At 53.1% G+C, this 15,949-nt stretch carries 17 protein-coding genes; 12 read left to right on the forward strand and 5 right to left on the reverse strand.

The features are described 5' to 3' along the window. Both VF260_00745 and VF260_00750 read right to left on the reverse strand, forming a co-directional pair. A partial coding sequence (locus tag VF260_00745) for a YheC/YheD family protein (GenBank protein HEX7055707.1) occupies window positions 1–778 on the reverse strand: 778 nt, incomplete at its 3' end. A gap of 29 nt (window positions 779–807) precedes the next feature. Further along, the gene (locus tag VF260_00750; GenBank protein HEX7055708.1) at window positions 808–2,178 is read right to left on the reverse strand and encodes a YheC/YheD family protein; all 1,371 of its coding nucleotides are present in this window, start codon (window positions 2,176–2,178) and stop codon (window positions 808–810) included. Between the two features lie 105 nt (window positions 2,179–2,283). Here VF260_00750 and VF260_00755 point away from each other — a divergent pair, with 105 nt between their 5' ends. The 5 genes from VF260_00755 to VF260_00775 all read left to right on the forward strand — a co-directional run bounded on the left by VF260_00755 (window position 2,284) and on the right by VF260_00775 (window position 5,769). Further along, on the forward strand, window positions 2,284–3,462 hold the full coding sequence (locus VF260_00755; protein ID HEX7055709.1) for a DUF445 family protein: 1,179 nt from the start codon (window positions 2,284–2,286) through the stop codon (window positions 3,460–3,462). 96 nt (window positions 3,463–3,558) lie between these two features. Beyond that, on the forward strand, window positions 3,559–3,837 hold the full coding sequence (locus VF260_00760) for a hypothetical protein (GenBank protein HEX7055710.1): 279 nt from the start codon (window positions 3,559–3,561) through the stop codon (window positions 3,835–3,837). A gap of 75 nt (window positions 3,838–3,912) precedes the next feature. Further along, window positions 3,913–4,143, forward strand: a complete 231-nt coding sequence (locus tag VF260_00765) for a spore germination protein (GenBank protein HEX7055711.1) — start codon at window positions 3,913–3,915, stop codon at window positions 4,141–4,143. A gap of 20 nt (window positions 4,144–4,163) precedes the next feature. After that, entirely contained in the window at window positions 4,164–4,382 is a 219-nt protein-coding gene (locus tag VF260_00770; protein HEX7055712.1) for a spore germination protein, read from the forward strand. 76 nt (window positions 4,383–4,458) lie between these two features. After that, a complete protein-coding gene (locus tag VF260_00775; GenBank protein HEX7055713.1) occupies window positions 4,459–5,769 on the forward strand; it encodes a DRTGG domain-containing protein in 1,311 nt (436 codons plus the stop codon). 12 nt (window positions 5,770–5,781) lie between these two features. Here the strand turns inward: VF260_00775 and VF260_00780 are convergent, their stop codons facing one another. From VF260_00780 to VF260_00790, 3 genes are all read right to left on the reverse strand, one after another. Then, entirely contained in the window at window positions 5,782–6,075 is a 294-nt protein-coding gene (locus VF260_00780; protein ID HEX7055714.1) for a YtpI family protein, read from the reverse strand. Window positions 6,076–6,156: 81 nt separating this feature from the next. Then, window positions 6,157–6,648: a hypothetical protein gene (locus VF260_00785; protein HEX7055715.1), complete on the reverse strand. Its 492-nt coding sequence runs from the start codon at window positions 6,646–6,648 to the stop codon at window positions 6,157–6,159. Beyond that, window positions 6,645–6,977 carry a YtrH family sporulation protein gene (locus VF260_00790; GenBank protein HEX7055716.1) on the reverse strand — a complete coding sequence of 111 codons (333 nt, stop codon included), beginning with the start codon at window positions 6,975–6,977 and terminating at the stop codon, window positions 6,645–6,647. The genes VF260_00785 and VF260_00790 overlap by 4 nt, the downstream gene beginning before the upstream one ends. A 142-nt stretch (window positions 6,978–7,119) precedes the next feature. Between VF260_00790 and VF260_00795 the strand changes: the two genes are divergently transcribed. From VF260_00795 to VF260_00825, 7 genes are all read left to right on the forward strand, one after another. Continuing rightward, entirely contained in the window at window positions 7,120–10,677 is a 3,558-nt protein-coding gene (locus VF260_00795; GenBank protein HEX7055717.1) for a DNA polymerase III subunit alpha, read from the forward strand. A 129-nt stretch (window positions 10,678–10,806) separates the two neighbouring features. Then, complete coding sequence (locus VF260_00800; protein ID HEX7055718.1) at window positions 10,807–10,995, forward strand: glutamate decarboxylase; 189 nt, start codon at window positions 10,807–10,809, stop codon at window positions 10,993–10,995. 122 nt (window positions 10,996–11,117) lie between these two features. Further along, entirely contained in the window at window positions 11,118–11,987 is an 870-nt protein-coding gene (gene accD, locus VF260_00805) for an acetyl-CoA carboxylase, carboxyltransferase subunit beta (GenBank protein HEX7055719.1), read from the forward strand. Further along, on the forward strand, window positions 11,977–12,954 hold the full coding sequence (locus tag VF260_00810; protein HEX7055720.1) for an acetyl-CoA carboxylase carboxyltransferase subunit alpha: 978 nt from the start codon (window positions 11,977–11,979) through the stop codon (window positions 12,952–12,954). Before accD ends, VF260_00810 begins: the two co-directional genes overlap by 11 nt. A 29-nt stretch (window positions 12,955–12,983) precedes the next feature. Then, complete coding sequence (pyk, locus tag VF260_00815; GenBank protein HEX7055721.1) at window positions 12,984–14,729, forward strand: pyruvate kinase; 1,746 nt, start codon at window positions 12,984–12,986, stop codon at window positions 14,727–14,729. A gap of 198 nt (window positions 14,730–14,927) precedes the next feature. Next, window positions 14,928–15,488, forward strand: a complete 561-nt coding sequence (locus tag VF260_00820) for a cytochrome c (protein ID HEX7055722.1) — start codon at window positions 14,928–14,930, stop codon at window positions 15,486–15,488. Between the two features lie 201 nt (window positions 15,489–15,689). After that, on the forward strand, window positions 15,690–15,949 hold a 260-nt coding region (locus VF260_00825; protein HEX7055723.1), incomplete at its 3' end, for a hypothetical protein.

Consider the following 15,949-nt stretch of genomic DNA (forward strand, 5'->3'; position numbering starts at 1 on the left):
TTCCCGGCTGCCCGATGCGCACGGCCATTCCGGTTTGCTGCCAAATTCCCCGGCCGTCTTTCTGCATAAGAACGCGGATATCGAATGCGCGGCCGTCGCGGGAAGACAATTGCAGGAAAGGCTGCTGCAAGTAGCGGCATCCCTTGATAAATTCCGCTAGCCAGGCAAATAGACGCTTATCCGAAGCAAAACGGGAGTGGAAGCCGCGATTGTTCCGATCTCGCCCCGTTACGGAAAAACCGCCTCCGCCTTCCGCGGCGATCCTGATAATCCCTCTGCCATGGCTGCCGTTTTGCGGTTTCAAAAGAACGCTTCCGTCACGAGCGAGCCAAGGCAGCAAGCTTTCGGCTCCGGTGAACGAGAGTGAAGGCGGAATATGCGGACGAAGCGCCGGCGTGGCGGACAACGCGCGCAACACGTTTAATTTCCCGCCCATCGGGCTGCCCATAAACAAAATGTTTAACTGCCGCAGCTTGGCGATTTGCCGCCGATATGCGGAAATTTGTTTTTTATGGCTGTAAAGGCAGCGGTCATAAACGATGTGCGGCAGGGGGAATGTTTCTTTGCGCCACTCTTTGGTTTCGGTGTTGTAGGTGTAGCCGGTTGCGGACCGCGTGCTCCAATGGATCGCCAATGGGGAGAATACGCAGACCGAAAGCCCTTTTTTTTGCGCAAAAACGGCCAGCCTGCGGTAAAATTCCGCCTCGCCAAACGGCGGAAAGCCTTCCCGCTCGCTTGCCAGGATGCCCATTCTCCTCCCGCACCGATCGTGATTCATCTGTTTTTCCCCCTGCGCCCGACTTGGCGTTACAGCTTTGTCAGAAACCGCGAATAGTGCACCAACAGCTTTACGGATGGGCGGATTTTGCTGTCGTTCAGCTGCGTGTTGTCGTTTTTGGACGGCTTCGAATTGACTTCCAGAAGCCATATTTTTCCACCCGGTTCGACGGCAAAATCAATTCCCAATTCGCCAAAATGGAACGGGATTTGCCGTTCCAAAGCTTTGGCCACTTCGATCGCGTTTTTGTGCAATCCGGCGTAAACCGTTTTTCTTAGTCCGGGCGCCAAATTTGATTTAACCAGCGCTTCGGGAACCTTGCACAACATTCCGCCGCGCGCAAGGTTGGACACGAAATGGCTGTTCGCGGCGATTCTTGCGACGATGGAGGTAATGGCCCATTTGCCGCGTTCGTTTTTTTGCACCAGCGCGCGAAAATCAATCGGGCGGCCGCTTGCCTCAATCATGTTGATGCCCTGTTGGATTTGGTAGCGGGTATTGTGCATTTTTCCGGAAATCGCGGAAAAAAGTTGGGTGAAACTCGCGTATTCTTTTTTGGTCGCGCCGTTAAGTCCCGTCGAATGGCAAACATAATGTTTGTCATCGCTGCGGGCGATGCGAATGATGCCTTTGCCCAAGCTGCCGCGGGCCGGTTTTAGAAAGACGACGCGGTATTTGGCGCACATATTTTTCAGCATGCGAAAATTTTTCAATTGATAGGACTCGGGCAACAAACCGGTAACCGCCGCTTCTTTTTTCAGCGCCTGAAACACGTCGGTTTTGTCCAAATATTTTTCATTAAACACATTGCCGTTCCAGCGGGATTTTACATCTTTAAAAAATTGTTGTACGCTTGGTTTGTTCTCCAGTCTGCGGGTGGTCAACCGGTTGTGGACGATATCGGGAACGGGAAATTTGCCTTTTCGCCAAAGGCCCGAGTAGCTCCATCCGTCTATTTTGTCGTTGCCCAAACGGATCGCGTCCGGCGTAAAAAAGTAAACGGATGCGCCCTGCATTTTACAAGCGTCGGTAAGCTCCCGGCAAAAGGCGGTCATCTTGCCGAACAAGCTGTCGGGGCGGTTTTCATAGACGCGGTTCACCAACACGCCGATCAGCGGCCCGATCTGCATCGATTGCCGGTTCGCCCGGTAGGCTGCGCGCACGACGGAGTTTGCGTTCAATCCGAAATGATCCGCCAACCATGGGGAGATTCTCATTTCGCTCGACGCGCGTACGGGGATCACGCGGATTGGCTGGCCGACAGCGCCGAAACGGAGGGTGATGTGCTGATGAGGAGGAATCTTCCATGCTTTCACAAACGTTTCGCTCAGCAGCACATCATTTTGGCCAATGAAATTACCCGGTCGATGGAAGCGGACATTTAATTTGTGACTTGTCATTGAAGAGCTCCTTCATTCAGCATTTTCCGCAAAAGGCTGTTGACTATTTCATCATATGAGGACAGAACTGTCTTGGTGATTGCGAACTTTACGGGGTGAAGCTTGTTGAACGATCTTGTGTTTATTGGCATAAGTGTCGCGGTGGCGGCGATCATCGGCGGCGTTACCAACCATCTGGCAATCAAAATGTTGTTTCATCCGCGCAAACCCGTCATCTTTATGAACAAGCGGCTTCCGTTCACGCCCGGTCTCATTCCGAAACGGAAACAGGAAATCGGCATGTCGCTGGGCCATGTCGTTGCCGAGTATTTGGTGACGCCGCAAGGTTTGGCGGCACTGCTTAAACGGGCGGAATTTCGGCAAAAAACGCAGGCTGACGCTTTGCGCCTGTTCAAAAAATGGTCCGGAGAACAAGCGGTTATCGCCCGGACATTAGCGGAGTGGATAGGCGAACAACGCTGGAGCGATTGGAAAGACTCCGCCGCTAGAGGACTGGAATCCGCGTTTCAGGGGCTCGTCCGCCATATTTGGGAAGAGCGCGGGCTTGCGCGCAAGCGCCTGCCCGATGTGGTGCAAGGCTGGCATGAAGGCAGGAAAGAAGCGTTGGCGGACCGGGCGACGGAATATGTCGCCGCAACGTTTGCCGCATTTTTGCAGTCTGCCGAGGCGGATCGGCTGCTGCGCAAGCTCGTGCCTAAGATGCTGGAGCGCACGGGCGGATTATTGGGATCGCTCGCGGGAATGTTTCTGGATGAAGAGAAACTGCTTACCAAAGTAAAAGCAGCCCTCTTGGAGATGCTTAAGGCGCAAACGTTTCAAACAAGCTTGCGCCATGCAGTGATGCGGGAGATGGAGAAGCTTGAGCAATTGGAAATTTCCGCCCTGCTGGAAAAAGTCGCGGGCATTGACTCCGTTTACTTGCTTTTGCAACGCTTGGCCGGAAAAGAAAGTTGGCGGCTGCGGATTGAAGAATGGACCGGCTGCACGTTTGCCGAAGCGCTTGCGCCTGCGCAAAATGTTGCGGAACGCCTGATTCCTCACCTGGTTGACATCGCGTTAACCATGCTGGCAGCCAACGCGGAGCGCCTGATGCGGGCGATCCAGCTGCCGCAACTGGTCGAAAAGGAGGTAAGCCGGTTCCCCGTCGAACGGCTGGAAGATTTGATCCTCAGCGTATCGGGGAAAGAATTCCGCGCCATTACCTGGCTTGGCGCGCTTTTGGGCGGCATCATCGGACTTTTGCAGTCGCTCTTGTTTCTTTTTTATCATGTCTCGATTCCCTGACGATTTTCCGCGCGCGATGCGACGGCACATAAGGCTTGCCTTTCGAGCATATATATGGAACGTGCAGTTCATTCGGCAGGAAGCGGAGGTCAAAGCATGCGGGGTATCAGGAATCTGATCAGTCTCGGACTGGCCTTGGGGATGCTGTTATACGCCGCGCCCAGGCTGCAAATCGGCGGCGATTTGCGTTTGCCGGCGGTGTTCGGGATCGTCTGGATTTGTATGGCTTTGTTGGTCATTGCCGCGCATTTGCATGAATTTCTCGGCGTGGATGAGGAAAACCGGCGGGCATACAGGCGGCGGCAAAATTACCGCAGCTTTCGCCTGCAGCAAAAGGTTCGGGAACAGACCGAAACGGCGCAATCGGCAAAATGAACGCATCGCCTGATCCGGTACGGAACACGGGCGATAGGCATATACTGTTCAAACAACGCAAAAGGATGTAGGAATATGCCTTCGGTCATTGGCGCATTTAAAGTGGTGGCAAACGGCAACGGCGGGCTGATCCAGACAGGCGATTTGTTGATTGCGGCGCCTTCGGTGGCTATGAAGACGTATACCGGCGCGGGTTCGTTTCATACCGGCGATGTGCCGATTACGACTGTTGCGATCAATTTCACGTTAACGAACGATCCCGATGTGGCGGATGACAACGTTCAGAAAGCGGCTACGGGCACGTAAATCAGAAAGGAAGTGGCGAATTGCCGGCATTTTTGGGAAGCGTCAAAATTGTCGTCGTCAACGCGGGGGGAATCGTCCGGACGGGGAACGCCGTCACGCTTGCGCCGGCATCCGCGGACAAGACGTTTGCCGGCGCGGGTTCGATGGTACAAGGCGATTTTCCTGTATCGCGCACCTTTTTCAATGCTACAATTACAGACGACAATGATGTTGCCGACGAGGACGTCGCAAAGGTATAATAGTGTTTGTGTAAAACAGATTAATACAGTTTGACGCGAAAGGGTGCAACGGGTGGGTTCCTTCACGAACGAAACAATGACGAAGCACGAGCAATTATTGCAATATATCGAAGGATTAAAAGTCAGCACAAAAATCTCCGTTCGCAAAATGGCCAAAGACATGGATGTCAGCGAAGGAACGGCATACAGGGCGATCAAGGAAGCGGAAAGCTTAGGGCTTGTGGCGACAAAGGAACGCATCGGCACCGTCCGGATTGAAAAGGCAAAGCGCATGAACATCTATCAGCTGACGTTTGCCGATGTGGTTCATATTGTTGACGGCACGGTGCTGGGCGGTTTTGACGGGCTGGATAAAAATTTGAACAAATTCGTGATCGGCGCGATGGAACAGGACGCGATGAAGTCATACATCGAGGCGGACAGCCTGCTTATTGTCGGCAACCGCAATGAAGCCCATACCGCTGCGCTGCAGTTGGGCGCCGGCGTGCTGATTACCGGCGGGTTTGGCACGACGCAGGAAGTGATTGAACTGGCGGACAAAAAGGCGCTGCCGGTCATTACTTGCGGTTACGATACGTTCACGGTCGCCTCGATGATCAACCGGGCCATCTATGACAGCCTGATCAAAAAGAAGATTTTGCTGGTTGAAGATATTTTGACATCCCGCGCAATGGTCGCCACTTTGAAAGTGAACCATACGATCAACGATTGGCGGGCGTTGGTGGAATCGACCGGCCACAGCCGTTTTCCCGTTATCGATGAGTGGAACCGGGTCATCGGCATGCTGACGGCGAAAGATGTCGTGGGAGCGGACGGGCATCAGACAATCGAGCGGTTTATGACCCGCAATCCGTTAACCGTTAACGCCAAAACGTCCGTCACCGCCGCGGCGCATATGATGGTCTGGGAAGGCATCGAACTCATTCCGGTGGTTGACGCCAACCGCAAATTAATCGGCGTAATCAGCCGGCGGGATGTATTGAAAGCGATCCAGTATATCCAGCGTGAGCCGCAGCTTGGCGAAACGATCGAAGATTCGATCGTAAGCGGATTTGCGGAAGTGAAAAACGGGAAAAACGACTTGCTGTTGCGCGGGTCCATTTCGCCGCAAATGGTCAATCATCTGGGGACCGCGTCGGAAGGAATCCTGACGACGCTCATGGCGAAAGCGGCTCTTGCCGCCATTAAAGAGCACAAAAAGGGCGACCTGGTCATGGAAAATATCACAATCTATTTTGTCCGCCCCGTGCAAATCGACAGTGTGATCGAAATCCACCCCCGCATGATTGAGGTAAGCCGCAAGTTCGGCAAAGCGGAAATAACCGTTGAATGCGACGGCCATGTGATCGCCAAGGCCATGCTGACGGCGCAAATCATTGAGCATTGAACCGCCCCGTTTTTAGCGAAGCCGTTTGCTGAAAAACATATGGTTGCGGATTCCGGAAAATAAATTGAACAGTCCAAGCAGGAAAAAGACGACTCCTACGCCAAGCCGCACGTATGAAAGCGCGAAAGCGAACAACTGGATGAAGGCGAGCAAAACAAGCAACGCGCCCAGGCATATATTCATTTTGGCATTGTAGACGCCACGCAATGCGGTGTCGTTTTGCCGCCGATATTTAAAGCTGAAATAGACGGACAGTCCGAGCAAAAGCAAAAGGACGGCGTAAATAACGTACATGGCAAATTCCATAAAGCGCGCATCTCCTGTTGATTCAAAATAGGCGGTAGCCCATCTATAACAGTAACCGATGGCGCTTCCCAAAGCAACAGTTCAATTTTCCCGCACTTCTTGCACCGCGATATAAAACCGAAGTTCCGTCTGGATCAGGAATGCCATCTTTATATCGACCGCATAGTCTTTTTCCAAAATATTCGCGTAAATTTTGTTGTGGAACGTGTGGCGCGCAATCCGGATCCGCCCGGGAAGCTGGCTTATCGGCTGTCCTTTGAAAATGCTCAGATCCTGTTTGACCCTGTTTTTCACCTCCACTTTGGAAATGTCGTCCAGGCGGTTATCCTCCTCTTCTTCCACGATAATCTCCACGCTTTTCACCACCGATCCGCTTCTTTTATATTGTTGCAGGTCGGCAAGTTTGCCTTGCAAATCCGTATTTTCCGCAAGCAGCGTTTTGTTTTGCAGCACGATCGTGTTGAACTGGTGTTGGTACAGGGCCATAAACAGCGCCCCGCCGATGATGATTCCGGCGATAAACAAACCGGCCTGCTGCAGCCTGTTTGCCCTGTTTTGCAACGGTTTATTCAATGCTGGAGGCCTCCGTTGCAGATCCACTCGATGAGTTTTGTGCCAAGATGGGCGCCGGTAAATGCGATGATAACATGCAAGATTTGTTTGATCGCAGGAGATATGTTGCCGTCAAGGAAGTTGCTTTCGATGGCCCTGAACGGGTCGATCGTGCCCCCGATTGCGGCGACGACGGCCCAAATCTTGATTTTTTCCGCCGTCGTCTGCATGTACATGGACGGCGGCTGCACAGTCAGTACAGCGGCGATGCCGGCCATGAAAGCAGATCCCAGCACGACGCCAAAAGCGACACAAAAGTCGGCTGTCATTTTTGCGGCGAAGTTACCCATATGCGTTCCGCCTTTCTTCAATATTTTGCGGGCGTTTATGCGGGTTGTCCCTGTTTTCATATGTATGGGAAAGCCGCTGCGAATTATGATAAAATTAATAATAGAAATATAACGATTCGTTCAGGAAAAGGGGAACAATGCGATGCGGCGCTTTGTGCACCTGCATGTCCATAGCGAATACAGCTTGCTGGATGGCGCGGCGCGCTTGCGGGAGCTTGTTGCCACAGCCGCGGAACTGGGCATGGACGCGCTCGCTTTAACCGATCACGGCGTGATGTATGGCGTCATCCCGTTTTACAAAGCGTGCCGGGAACACGGCATCAAGCCGATCATCGGCTGCGAAATGTACATGGCGACGGGATCGCTTAAAGAAAAGGCATCCCGCGCGGAGCAGCCGACCACCCATTTGACGCTTTTGGCGAAAAATGAACAGGGATATCGAAATTTGTTGAAACTGGTTTCCATCGCCCATCTTGAAGGGTTTTACTATAAACCCCGCATCGACTTTGCGCATCTTTCCGCCCACGCGGAAGGATTGATTTGCTTGAGCGGCTGTATGAGCAGCCGGATTTCGCGGGATTTGCTGGCGGGGAAAAAGCGGGAGGCGCGGGCAACCGCCTTGCGCTACCGGGAATTGTTCGGCGACGATTATTATTTGGAAATTCAGGATCACGGCTTGCTGGAACAGAAAAAATTGGCGCAGGATCTCATTGCGTTAAGCCGGGAAACCGGCATTCCGCTGGTGGCGACCAACGACGCGCATTACTTGCGGCAAGAAGATGCGCAAGTGCAGGACGTATTGTTGTGCATCGGCACCGGCAAAACGGTCGAAGATGAAAACAGGCTGAAAATGTCGACCGACCAAATGTTTTTAAAAAGCGCCGCGCAAATGGAACGGCTTTTCGCGCATATTCCGGAGGCGCTCAACAATACTTGGCGGATCGCCGACAAGTGCAGCCTCGAACTTGAATTCGGCAAAAGCGTCCTGCCGGCCTTCAAGCCGATTCCGGACGCGCTTACCGCGTCGCAGTATTTGCGAAAGCTTTGCCTTGCCGGGCTGAAAGAACGGTATATGCGCACCGCAAGGTGGACGGATCCGGCGCAAAAAGCGGAATTAATTAACCGGTTGGAATATGAGCTGCAGATTATCGACAGCATGGGATATTCCGACTATTTTTTGATCGTGTGGGATTTTGTGCGGTTTGCCTACGAACGGAACATAGCCGTCGGTCCGGGCAGGGGTTCGTCGGCCGGAAGCCTTGTCGCCTATGTGTTGAAAATCACCAATGTGGACCCGATCCGGTACCGCTTGCTGTTCGAACGTTTTTTAAATCCGGAGCGCGTCAGCATGCCGGATATCGACATCGATTTTAGCGACGAACGGCGCGATGAAGTGATCGATTATGTGGTGGAAAAATACGGGAAGGAGCATGTCGCGCAAATCATCACGTTCGGAACAATGGCGGCGCGCGCGGCCGTGCGCGATGTCGGGCGTGTGCTGAACATGCCATACAATGAAGTGGACAAGGCCGCCAAAATGATTCCGAACCAGCTCGGCATGACGATTGCCGACGCCCTGCGCGCAAACCCGGATTTGCAAGAGCTGTGCAGGACAAACGGCCAAGCCGCCGAGTTGATCGACATGGCGCAAAAAGTCGAGGGGATGCCGCGCCATGCTTCCACCCATGCCGCCGGCGTGGTCATATCGCGAGAGCCGCTCAACCATTACGTTCCGTTGCAGCAAGGCTCGGAAAAGACGGCATTGACGCAATACCCAATGGAGCATTTGGAGCAAATCGGCCTCCTGAAAATGGACTTTCTCGGGCTGCGAACGTTGTCCATCATCGAACGGTGCCTGCGATGGATTCGCGATGCGGCGGGCGAATGCCCGGATCTTTCGGCGCTTCCCGACGATGACGCGGCGACTTACGAACTGCTCGGAAAGGGCGACACAACCGGCATTTTTCAATTGGAGTCGGCGGGCATGCGGCGCGTGTTGAAGGATTTGCGGCCTTCGTCCTTCGAAGACATTATTTCCGTGTTGGCGTTGTATCGCCCGGGACCAATGGAATTTATCCCCAAGTTCATACAAGCCAAGCATGGGGAAATTGCCGTTCATTACCCGCATCCGACGCTTGAACCGATCTTGTCCGACACGTACGGGATCATTGTCTACCAGGAGCAAATCATGCAAATCGCTTCGCAAATGGCCGGTTTTCGCCTTGGCGAAGCGGATTTGCTGCGTCGGGCCGTATCGAAGAAAAAACGGGACGTGCTGGATAAGGAGCGGGAGCATTTCGTGTCCGGCTGCGTTCGGCAGGGACATGCCGCCGATATCGCCGAGCGGGTGTACGATATGATCGTGCGGTTTGCGGATTACGGTTTTCCCCGGGCCCACGCCACCGCTTACGGGGTGCTCGCGTATCAGACGGCCTATTTGAAGGCGCATTTTCCGGTGCAATTTATGGCCTCCATGCTGACGGCCGTGATGGGCAATCAGCGCAAAATCGCCGAGTATATCGATGAATGCAGGCGGATGGGCATTCCCGTATTGCCGCCCGATGTGAACGAAAGCGGCAACGTGTTCACCCCGCTTCCCCCATCGGAAAAAGCGCCGCGGGGGGCGATCCGGTTTGGCTTGGCGGCAATTAAAAATGTCGGCTTGCACGCGATTGAGTCGATCATGGAAAAGCGCGCCGAACAGCCCTTTATCGATCTTGCCGATTTGTGCCGGCGCGTCGACCTGAAAGCCTGCAACAAGCGCGTATTGGAATCGCTTGTGCAATGCGGCGCGCTCGATTCGCTGCCGGGCCATCGCGCCCAGCTGTTTATGATGCTGGATGAGTGCGTGGAAAGCGCGCAAACTTGGAAAAAAGAAAAAGAAGATTTCCAGATTCAGTTGTTTGGATTGGAAGAAGAAGTGAATTGGGAAATCGCCTATCCCGATGTTCGCGAATATACGAACGAAGAGAAGCTGGAATTGGAACATGAATTGCTGGGCCTGTATTTAAGCGGCCACCCGCTCGACGAATACCGGGAGTTGTTGGACAGACTGGCCGTCGAACCGCTGCATTTGTTGGCGGAAACGCCGGATGGAAAACAAGTTATTGTGGCCGGCATGGTGGCGCAAGTAAAACAAATCGTCAGCAAAAAAGGACTGCCGATGGCGTTTGTGGAATTCGAAGACAACATTATGAAAACGGAAGTTGTCGTTTTTCCGGAAACGTGGAAAAGGTGCGGCGACAAATTTCGCAAAGGCGCGTTATTGCTGATTCTGGCGAAATTGCAGCAACAGGACGAAGATTTCAAACTGCTGGCGGAAAACGCCTATGCATTGGATGATCCCCATCTTGGGAAATATGTTGAAATGATCAGAAAGCGGAATGCCCGGCCGAACGAACGGCGCCGACGCTCGATGGAAAAGCCGGCTCCCCCAACTTCGCAAGCGGCGGCAAGCAAAGCCGGCAATGCCCAGCAACGCGTCTTTGTAAAAATTTCGCGAAATTGCGAACAACCGGGCAGGCTCGTCCGCCTGCGGCAGTTGTTGCGGGAATACAGCGGCCGGACGGAAGTCGTGCTATACTATGAACGTGACAAGCGGCTATTGGCGCTAAACCGCAATTATCATGTGCAGCCGTCGGACGAATTGTTCCGCGGCATTGAACAGATTATGGGCAGGAATACGGTAGCCTTGAAGTGAAACTCGCGTGGCGCCCGCGCAACGATGCGCAATCCCCGAGGCTGCGGCGTTTGTTGCGGGAAAAAGTAAAGATATGCTATCATAAATCCATTGCGTGGGTTTGCAGGTAATGCCGGGAGGTTATTTACCATGTGGAAAGTTATCTATATTGCTCCTACCGCAAAAATCGCCGATCGCATCAAACAGAAACTGTCGGACGAAGGTTTTCTTGTGCAAATCAGGGCGATCAATTTGTCCAAACAGCAGTATGAAATATTGGTACCGGAAGGCGAGCTTGAAGAAGTGCAGGAAGTTCTCAATACGATTTTGCATGGGTGAAGCCATCCGGTGGCATGCATGAGCAACTTTCGCAGCCAGCCTTTGTTGAGCGCGCGTTGGCGGTTGATACGGCGACAAGTTGCCCGCCATAAGGATGACAACTGGATCTGCGAGGTGCCGAAGTGCTAAAAGATTTTTTTTATAAAAAAAGAAAATATGCAACGATAACCACCGGCCCGTCGAAACGCGACATTCCGGAAGGCCTGATGAATAAATGCGCGAAATGCGGCAGCATCCAATTCAGTAAAGAACTCGAAAAAAATTTGAAAGTTTGTTCGTCTTGCGGCAATCATTTTCGCTTGAACGCGATGGAACGCGTCCGTTATACGATGGACGACGGAAGAATATTTGAATATGACAGCGACATGATTTCCGAAGATCCGCTGCAATTTCCCGGTTACCCGGAAAAATTGGAAAGAAGCGCGAACGCGTCCGGCCTGACAGACGGAGTTGTAACCGGAGAAGGAACGATCGGAGGCTTTCCTGTAGTTGTCTGTGTCATGAGCTTTGATTTTTTTCAGGGCAGCATGGGCTCGGTCGTCGGCGAAAAAATCACGCGGGCGATTGAAAGAGCCGGGCAAAAGCGCTATCCGCTCATCATATTTTCGACATCGGGCGGAGCGCGTATGCAAGAAAGTATCCTAAGCTTGATGCAAATGGCCAAAACGAGCGCCGCCCTGGCAAAATTCAACGAGGCGGGCGGCCTGTACATCTCGGTGATCACCGATCCGACGCTGGGCGGCGTTTCGGCGAGCTTCGCCATGCTCGGCGACATTATTATTGCCGAACCGGGATCCGTGTTGGGCTTTGCCGGGCGAATCGTCATCGAGCAGACGATGCGGCAAAAGCTCCCGGAAAATTTTCAAACCGCGGAATTCAACTTGCAAAACGGCCAGCTGGATCTTATCGTACATAGAAAAGACATGCGCAATACGTTGATCAAATTGCTGGATCTGCATCTTATGCGGGAGGATATGTCCAATGTCAGGTGAACTTCCGTTTGAACAGCCGCTTTCCGAATTGAAGCAAAAAATTGCCGATTTAAAGCGTTTTGGAGCGGAAAAAGAAATTGATTTCTCTGAAGAAATTGCTCGTCTGGAAGAGCGTTACCGCAAATTGGAACAGGAGTTGTACAGCGGGTTGACCGCTTCGCAAATCATGCAGATCGCCAGGCATCCGGCGCGTCCGAAGACGCTGGATTACGTCCAGGCGATTTTTGCGGACTTCATCGAACTGCACGGGGACCGCAGCTTTGGCGACGATTTGGCAATTGTCGGCGGCATCGCGAAATTGAACGGCGTCCCGGTGACGGTGGTCGGCCATCAGAAGGGAAAGGACACGAAGGACAACCTTTCGCGTCATTTTGGCATGCCGCACCCGGAAGGATTTCGCAAGGCGATGCGCCTGATGAAGCAGGCGGAAAAATTTCGTCGCCCGATCATCACGTTTATCGACACGCCGGGCGCATATTCCGGCGACACCGCGGAACAGCGCGGCGTTGCCGAGGCTGTCGCGCGCAATTTAATGGGCATGGCAACGCTCGCCGTTCCGATCATCTGCGTTGTCATCGGCGAAGGCGGCAGCGGCGGCGCTTTGGCTTTAGGCGTCGGCAATCGCGTGCTGATGCTGGAAAATGCCATCTATTCCGTCATTTCTCCCAACAGCGCCGCGGCCATTTTATGGAAAGACGCGACAAAAGCAGACAAGGCTGCCGATGCGATGAAAATCACTTCAAAAGATATGCTGGAACTGGGCATCGTTGAAGAGGTGATCCCCGAGCCGCGCGGCGGAGCGCACCGGGATTTCCCGGCACAGGCCAAATGGCTGCGCGAGGCGATATGCCGCCATTTGCAGGAGTTAATGAAAAAAAGCGGAGCGGAACTGGTTGAAGATCGGATGAAGCGGTTTAGAAAGATCGGCAGGTTCACATATTTTACGAGAACGGTCGAAAACGAGTGATTTCTACTTTGGCGGGAGGAAAAAAAAGCATGCGCAGGACAAAAATTGTTTGTACTATCGGGCCTTCCAGCGAACAGTTGGACATGCTGAAAAAGCTGATTGAAGCGGGAATGAACGTTGCCAGGCTTAATTTTTCGCATGGCGATTTTGCCGAACACGGCAATCGCATTCGTAATATTAAACAGGCATGCCGCGAATTGAATAAAAGCGTGGCCATTTTATTGGATACGAAAGGTCCGGAAATCCGCATCGGCAAATTGCGGGAAGAGCCGATCGATCTGGTGCAAGGCGAACATTTAACATTAACGACGGAAGAAATACTGGGTGACGCCCGCCGTATTTCCGTTACATACCGGAATTTGCCAAACGATGTTGCAGTCGGTTCGACGATTTTGATCGACGACGGATTGATCGGATTGCAGGTGGTTTCGATCCAGAATACGGAAATCGTCTGCCGCATAGTGAACGGGGGACAAATCAAAAGCAAAAAAGGCGTCAATGTTCCCGGAGTGAAAATTTCGCTCCCCGGCATTACCGACAAAGACAAAAATGACATTTTGTTTGGCATCGAGCAGGGCGTCGACTTTATCGCCGCATCGTTTGTGCGCAAAGCAAGCGACGTGCTGGAGATCCGCGAATTGTTGGAGAAACATAATGCCAGACACATTCAGATCATATCCAAAATCGAAAACCGCGAAGGCGTCGACAATCTTGACGAAATCCTGGAGGTGTCCGACGGTCTGATGGTTGCGCGCGGCGACCTTGGCGTGGAAATACCCGCCGAAGAAGTCCCGCTGGTGCAAAAACGAATGATCGAGAAATGCAATTTGGTCGGCAAGCCGGTTATCACCGCTACGCAAATGCTGGATTCCATGCAGCGCAATCCGCGGCCGACGCGCGCGGAAGCGAGCGATGTCGCCAACGCGATATTCGACGGCACGGATGCAATCATGCTCTCCGGCGAAACGGCGGCGGGCAAATACCCGCTGGAATCGGTGCAAACGATGGCGCGAATCGCCGAACGGACGGAAGCTGCGCTCGAGTATCGGGAAATTTTGCAGCGGCAAAGCTTGGCGCAGCAAACAACCGTTACGGAAGCCATCAGCCAGGCGGTCGCCAATTCCGCTCTGGATTTGGATGCGAAAGCGATCATTACCGCGACGGAAAGCGGCTATACGGCAAGGATGGTTTCCAAATATCGGCCCAAGGCGCCGATCATCGCCGTCACTCCGCTGGAGCATGTGATTCGCAGATTGTCGCTTGTTTGGGGCGTCGTGCCGGTCCAAGGCGTGGAAGCAAAGACGACCGATGAAATGTTTGCCATGGCGGTAGACCGCTCAATTAAAACGGGAATCGTGCATTTGGGCGATCTTGTGGTCATTACGGCGGGCGTTCCGATCGGCCGCTCGGGTACGACCAATTTAATCAAGGTGCATCATGTCGGGGAAATGATCGCCAAAGGGCAAGGGATCGGCACCCAGCAAGTAACGGGAAAAGTGGTGATTGCCCGCACTCCCGAGGAAGCGAAATCAAAAGCGACGAGCGGCTGCGTGCTCGTTGTGCCAAGCACCGATAAAGATTACTTGCCGGCGCTTGAAAAAGCCGGCGCGATCGTGACGGAAAGCGGCGGCATCACGTCGCATGCGGCGGTCGTCGGATTGAACCTCGGCATTCCCGTCATCGTCGGCGTCGCAGGCGCCCTTGACACGTTGCAGCAATATGGCGAAGTGACCGTTTACGCCGAACTGGGGGCTATTTTCCCGGGGAAAGCGTAATATTTAAATGAATATGGATAGCGGCGAACGAGCCGTCCGGGCGACCGGACGGTTTTTTCATATTCGCTTGTTCCAAAAACTTTTAAACAAACTTGCCGGCTGTGTGACTTTTTGCATTTCACGATTTTACAGCGCTGGTTAAAATTGAAGTGCGCGAGCTGCGCGCTATTAAGGTGAGTAGATGCGAGGTGAGGAAGGGTGCGAAGCAGATTGCAACTGATGACGATGGTCAAAGCGGTCTGCCTGATTGTGTTCGGTCTCGGCGTGATTGCCGCCAATGAAACTACAAGTTTTGCGGAAGGCGATAACACCGGGGAAGCATTGTTCAAAGCGAATTGTATTGGTTGTCACAGTATCGGCGAGGGAAAGCGGATCGGCCCCGACTTGATTGACGTAGCGAAGATACGGGATCCGGAATGGCTCAGGAAGATGATTTTGAACCCGCAAGCATTGATCGACTCCGGGGATCCCGAAGCGCAAAAGCTTGTGAAAGAATATGGGATGGTTATGCCTTCTCCCAATTTAAAGGATGATGAAATCGCCTCCATCATCGCGTACCTTCAAATGGTAGCCGCGCAAGGTCCGGGCGGTTCCCCGGGAGCGGGCGGGGCGCAAGGGGGAGGCGCGGCGCCGGAACAACCCGAATTGACGACTTTGACTTTTGCGCTATATGGTTTTCTCGGCGCGTTGTGCTTGTTTGTCGTTGCCGGCGGCCTCTGGCGCAGAAGGTTAAAAGGGGTTCGCCGATCACTTCATTAACGCATGCCCGTAAACAAGGCAAGCTGCCAATTTCATAATGTGATGTGCCAATTGTTGCTCTCGTTTAGCAAAGTTGCTCAGTCAGAAAGATGAACTCTCATTCGCAGTCGCGCCGGAGGCTTGCAAGCCTCCCTTGCAGCGTGATACATTGGAGTTCTTTTTATTTTGCCTAAACATGAAACAAGTGGGAGGAATATCCGGATGGCCTGGATTAAAGACTTGATTTCCCCTGATTCGCGAAAATGGGAAGAGTTTTACCGGAACCGCTGGCAGCACGATAAAATTGTCCGCAGCACGCATGGCGTGAACTGCACGGGAAGCTGCTCGTGGAATATTCACGTGAAGGAAGGCATCGTCACCTGGGAAATGCAGGCGACCGATTATCCCAAGCTGGATAAAGGCCTGCCATCTTATGAGCCGCGGGGCTGCCAGCGCGGGATCTCCTTTTCCTGGTACTTGTA

The sequence above is a fragment of the Bacilli bacterium genome (assembly GCA_036381315.1).
Lineage (GTDB): Bacteria > Bacillota > Bacilli > Paenibacillales > KCTC-25726 > DASVDB01.

Coding starts and splice junctions, on each gene's coding strand:
- VF260_00760 (HEX7055710.1), top strand. CDS start 3,559: ATGCGGGGTATCAGGAATCTGATCAGTCTCGGACTGGCCTTGGGGATG.
- VF260_00765 (HEX7055711.1), top strand. CDS start 3,913: ATGCCTTCGGTCATTGGCGCATTTAAAGTGGTGGCAAACGGCAACGGC.
- VF260_00790 (HEX7055716.1), bottom strand. CDS start 6,977: ATGGGTAACTTCGCCGCAAAAATGACAGCCGACTTTTGTGTCGCTTTT.
- VF260_00780 (HEX7055714.1), bottom strand. CDS start 6,075: ATGGAATTTGCCATGTACGTTATTTACGCCGTCCTTTTGCTTTTGCTC.
- VF260_00810 (HEX7055720.1), top strand. CDS start 11,977: ATGTCAGGTGAACTTCCGTTTGAACAGCCGCTTTCCGAATTGAAGCAA.
- VF260_00750 (HEX7055708.1), bottom strand. CDS start 2,178: ATGACAAGTCACAAATTAAATGTCCGCTTCCATCGACCGGGTAATTTC.
- VF260_00800 (HEX7055718.1), top strand. CDS start 10,807: ATGTGGAAAGTTATCTATATTGCTCCTACCGCAAAAATCGCCGATCGC.
- VF260_00775 (HEX7055713.1), top strand. CDS start 4,459: ATGACGAAGCACGAGCAATTATTGCAATATATCGAAGGATTAAAAGTC.
- pyk (HEX7055721.1), top strand. CDS start 12,984: ATGCGCAGGACAAAAATTGTTTGTACTATCGGGCCTTCCAGCGAACAG.
- VF260_00795 (HEX7055717.1), top strand. CDS start 7,120: ATGCGGCGCTTTGTGCACCTGCATGTCCATAGCGAATACAGCTTGCTG.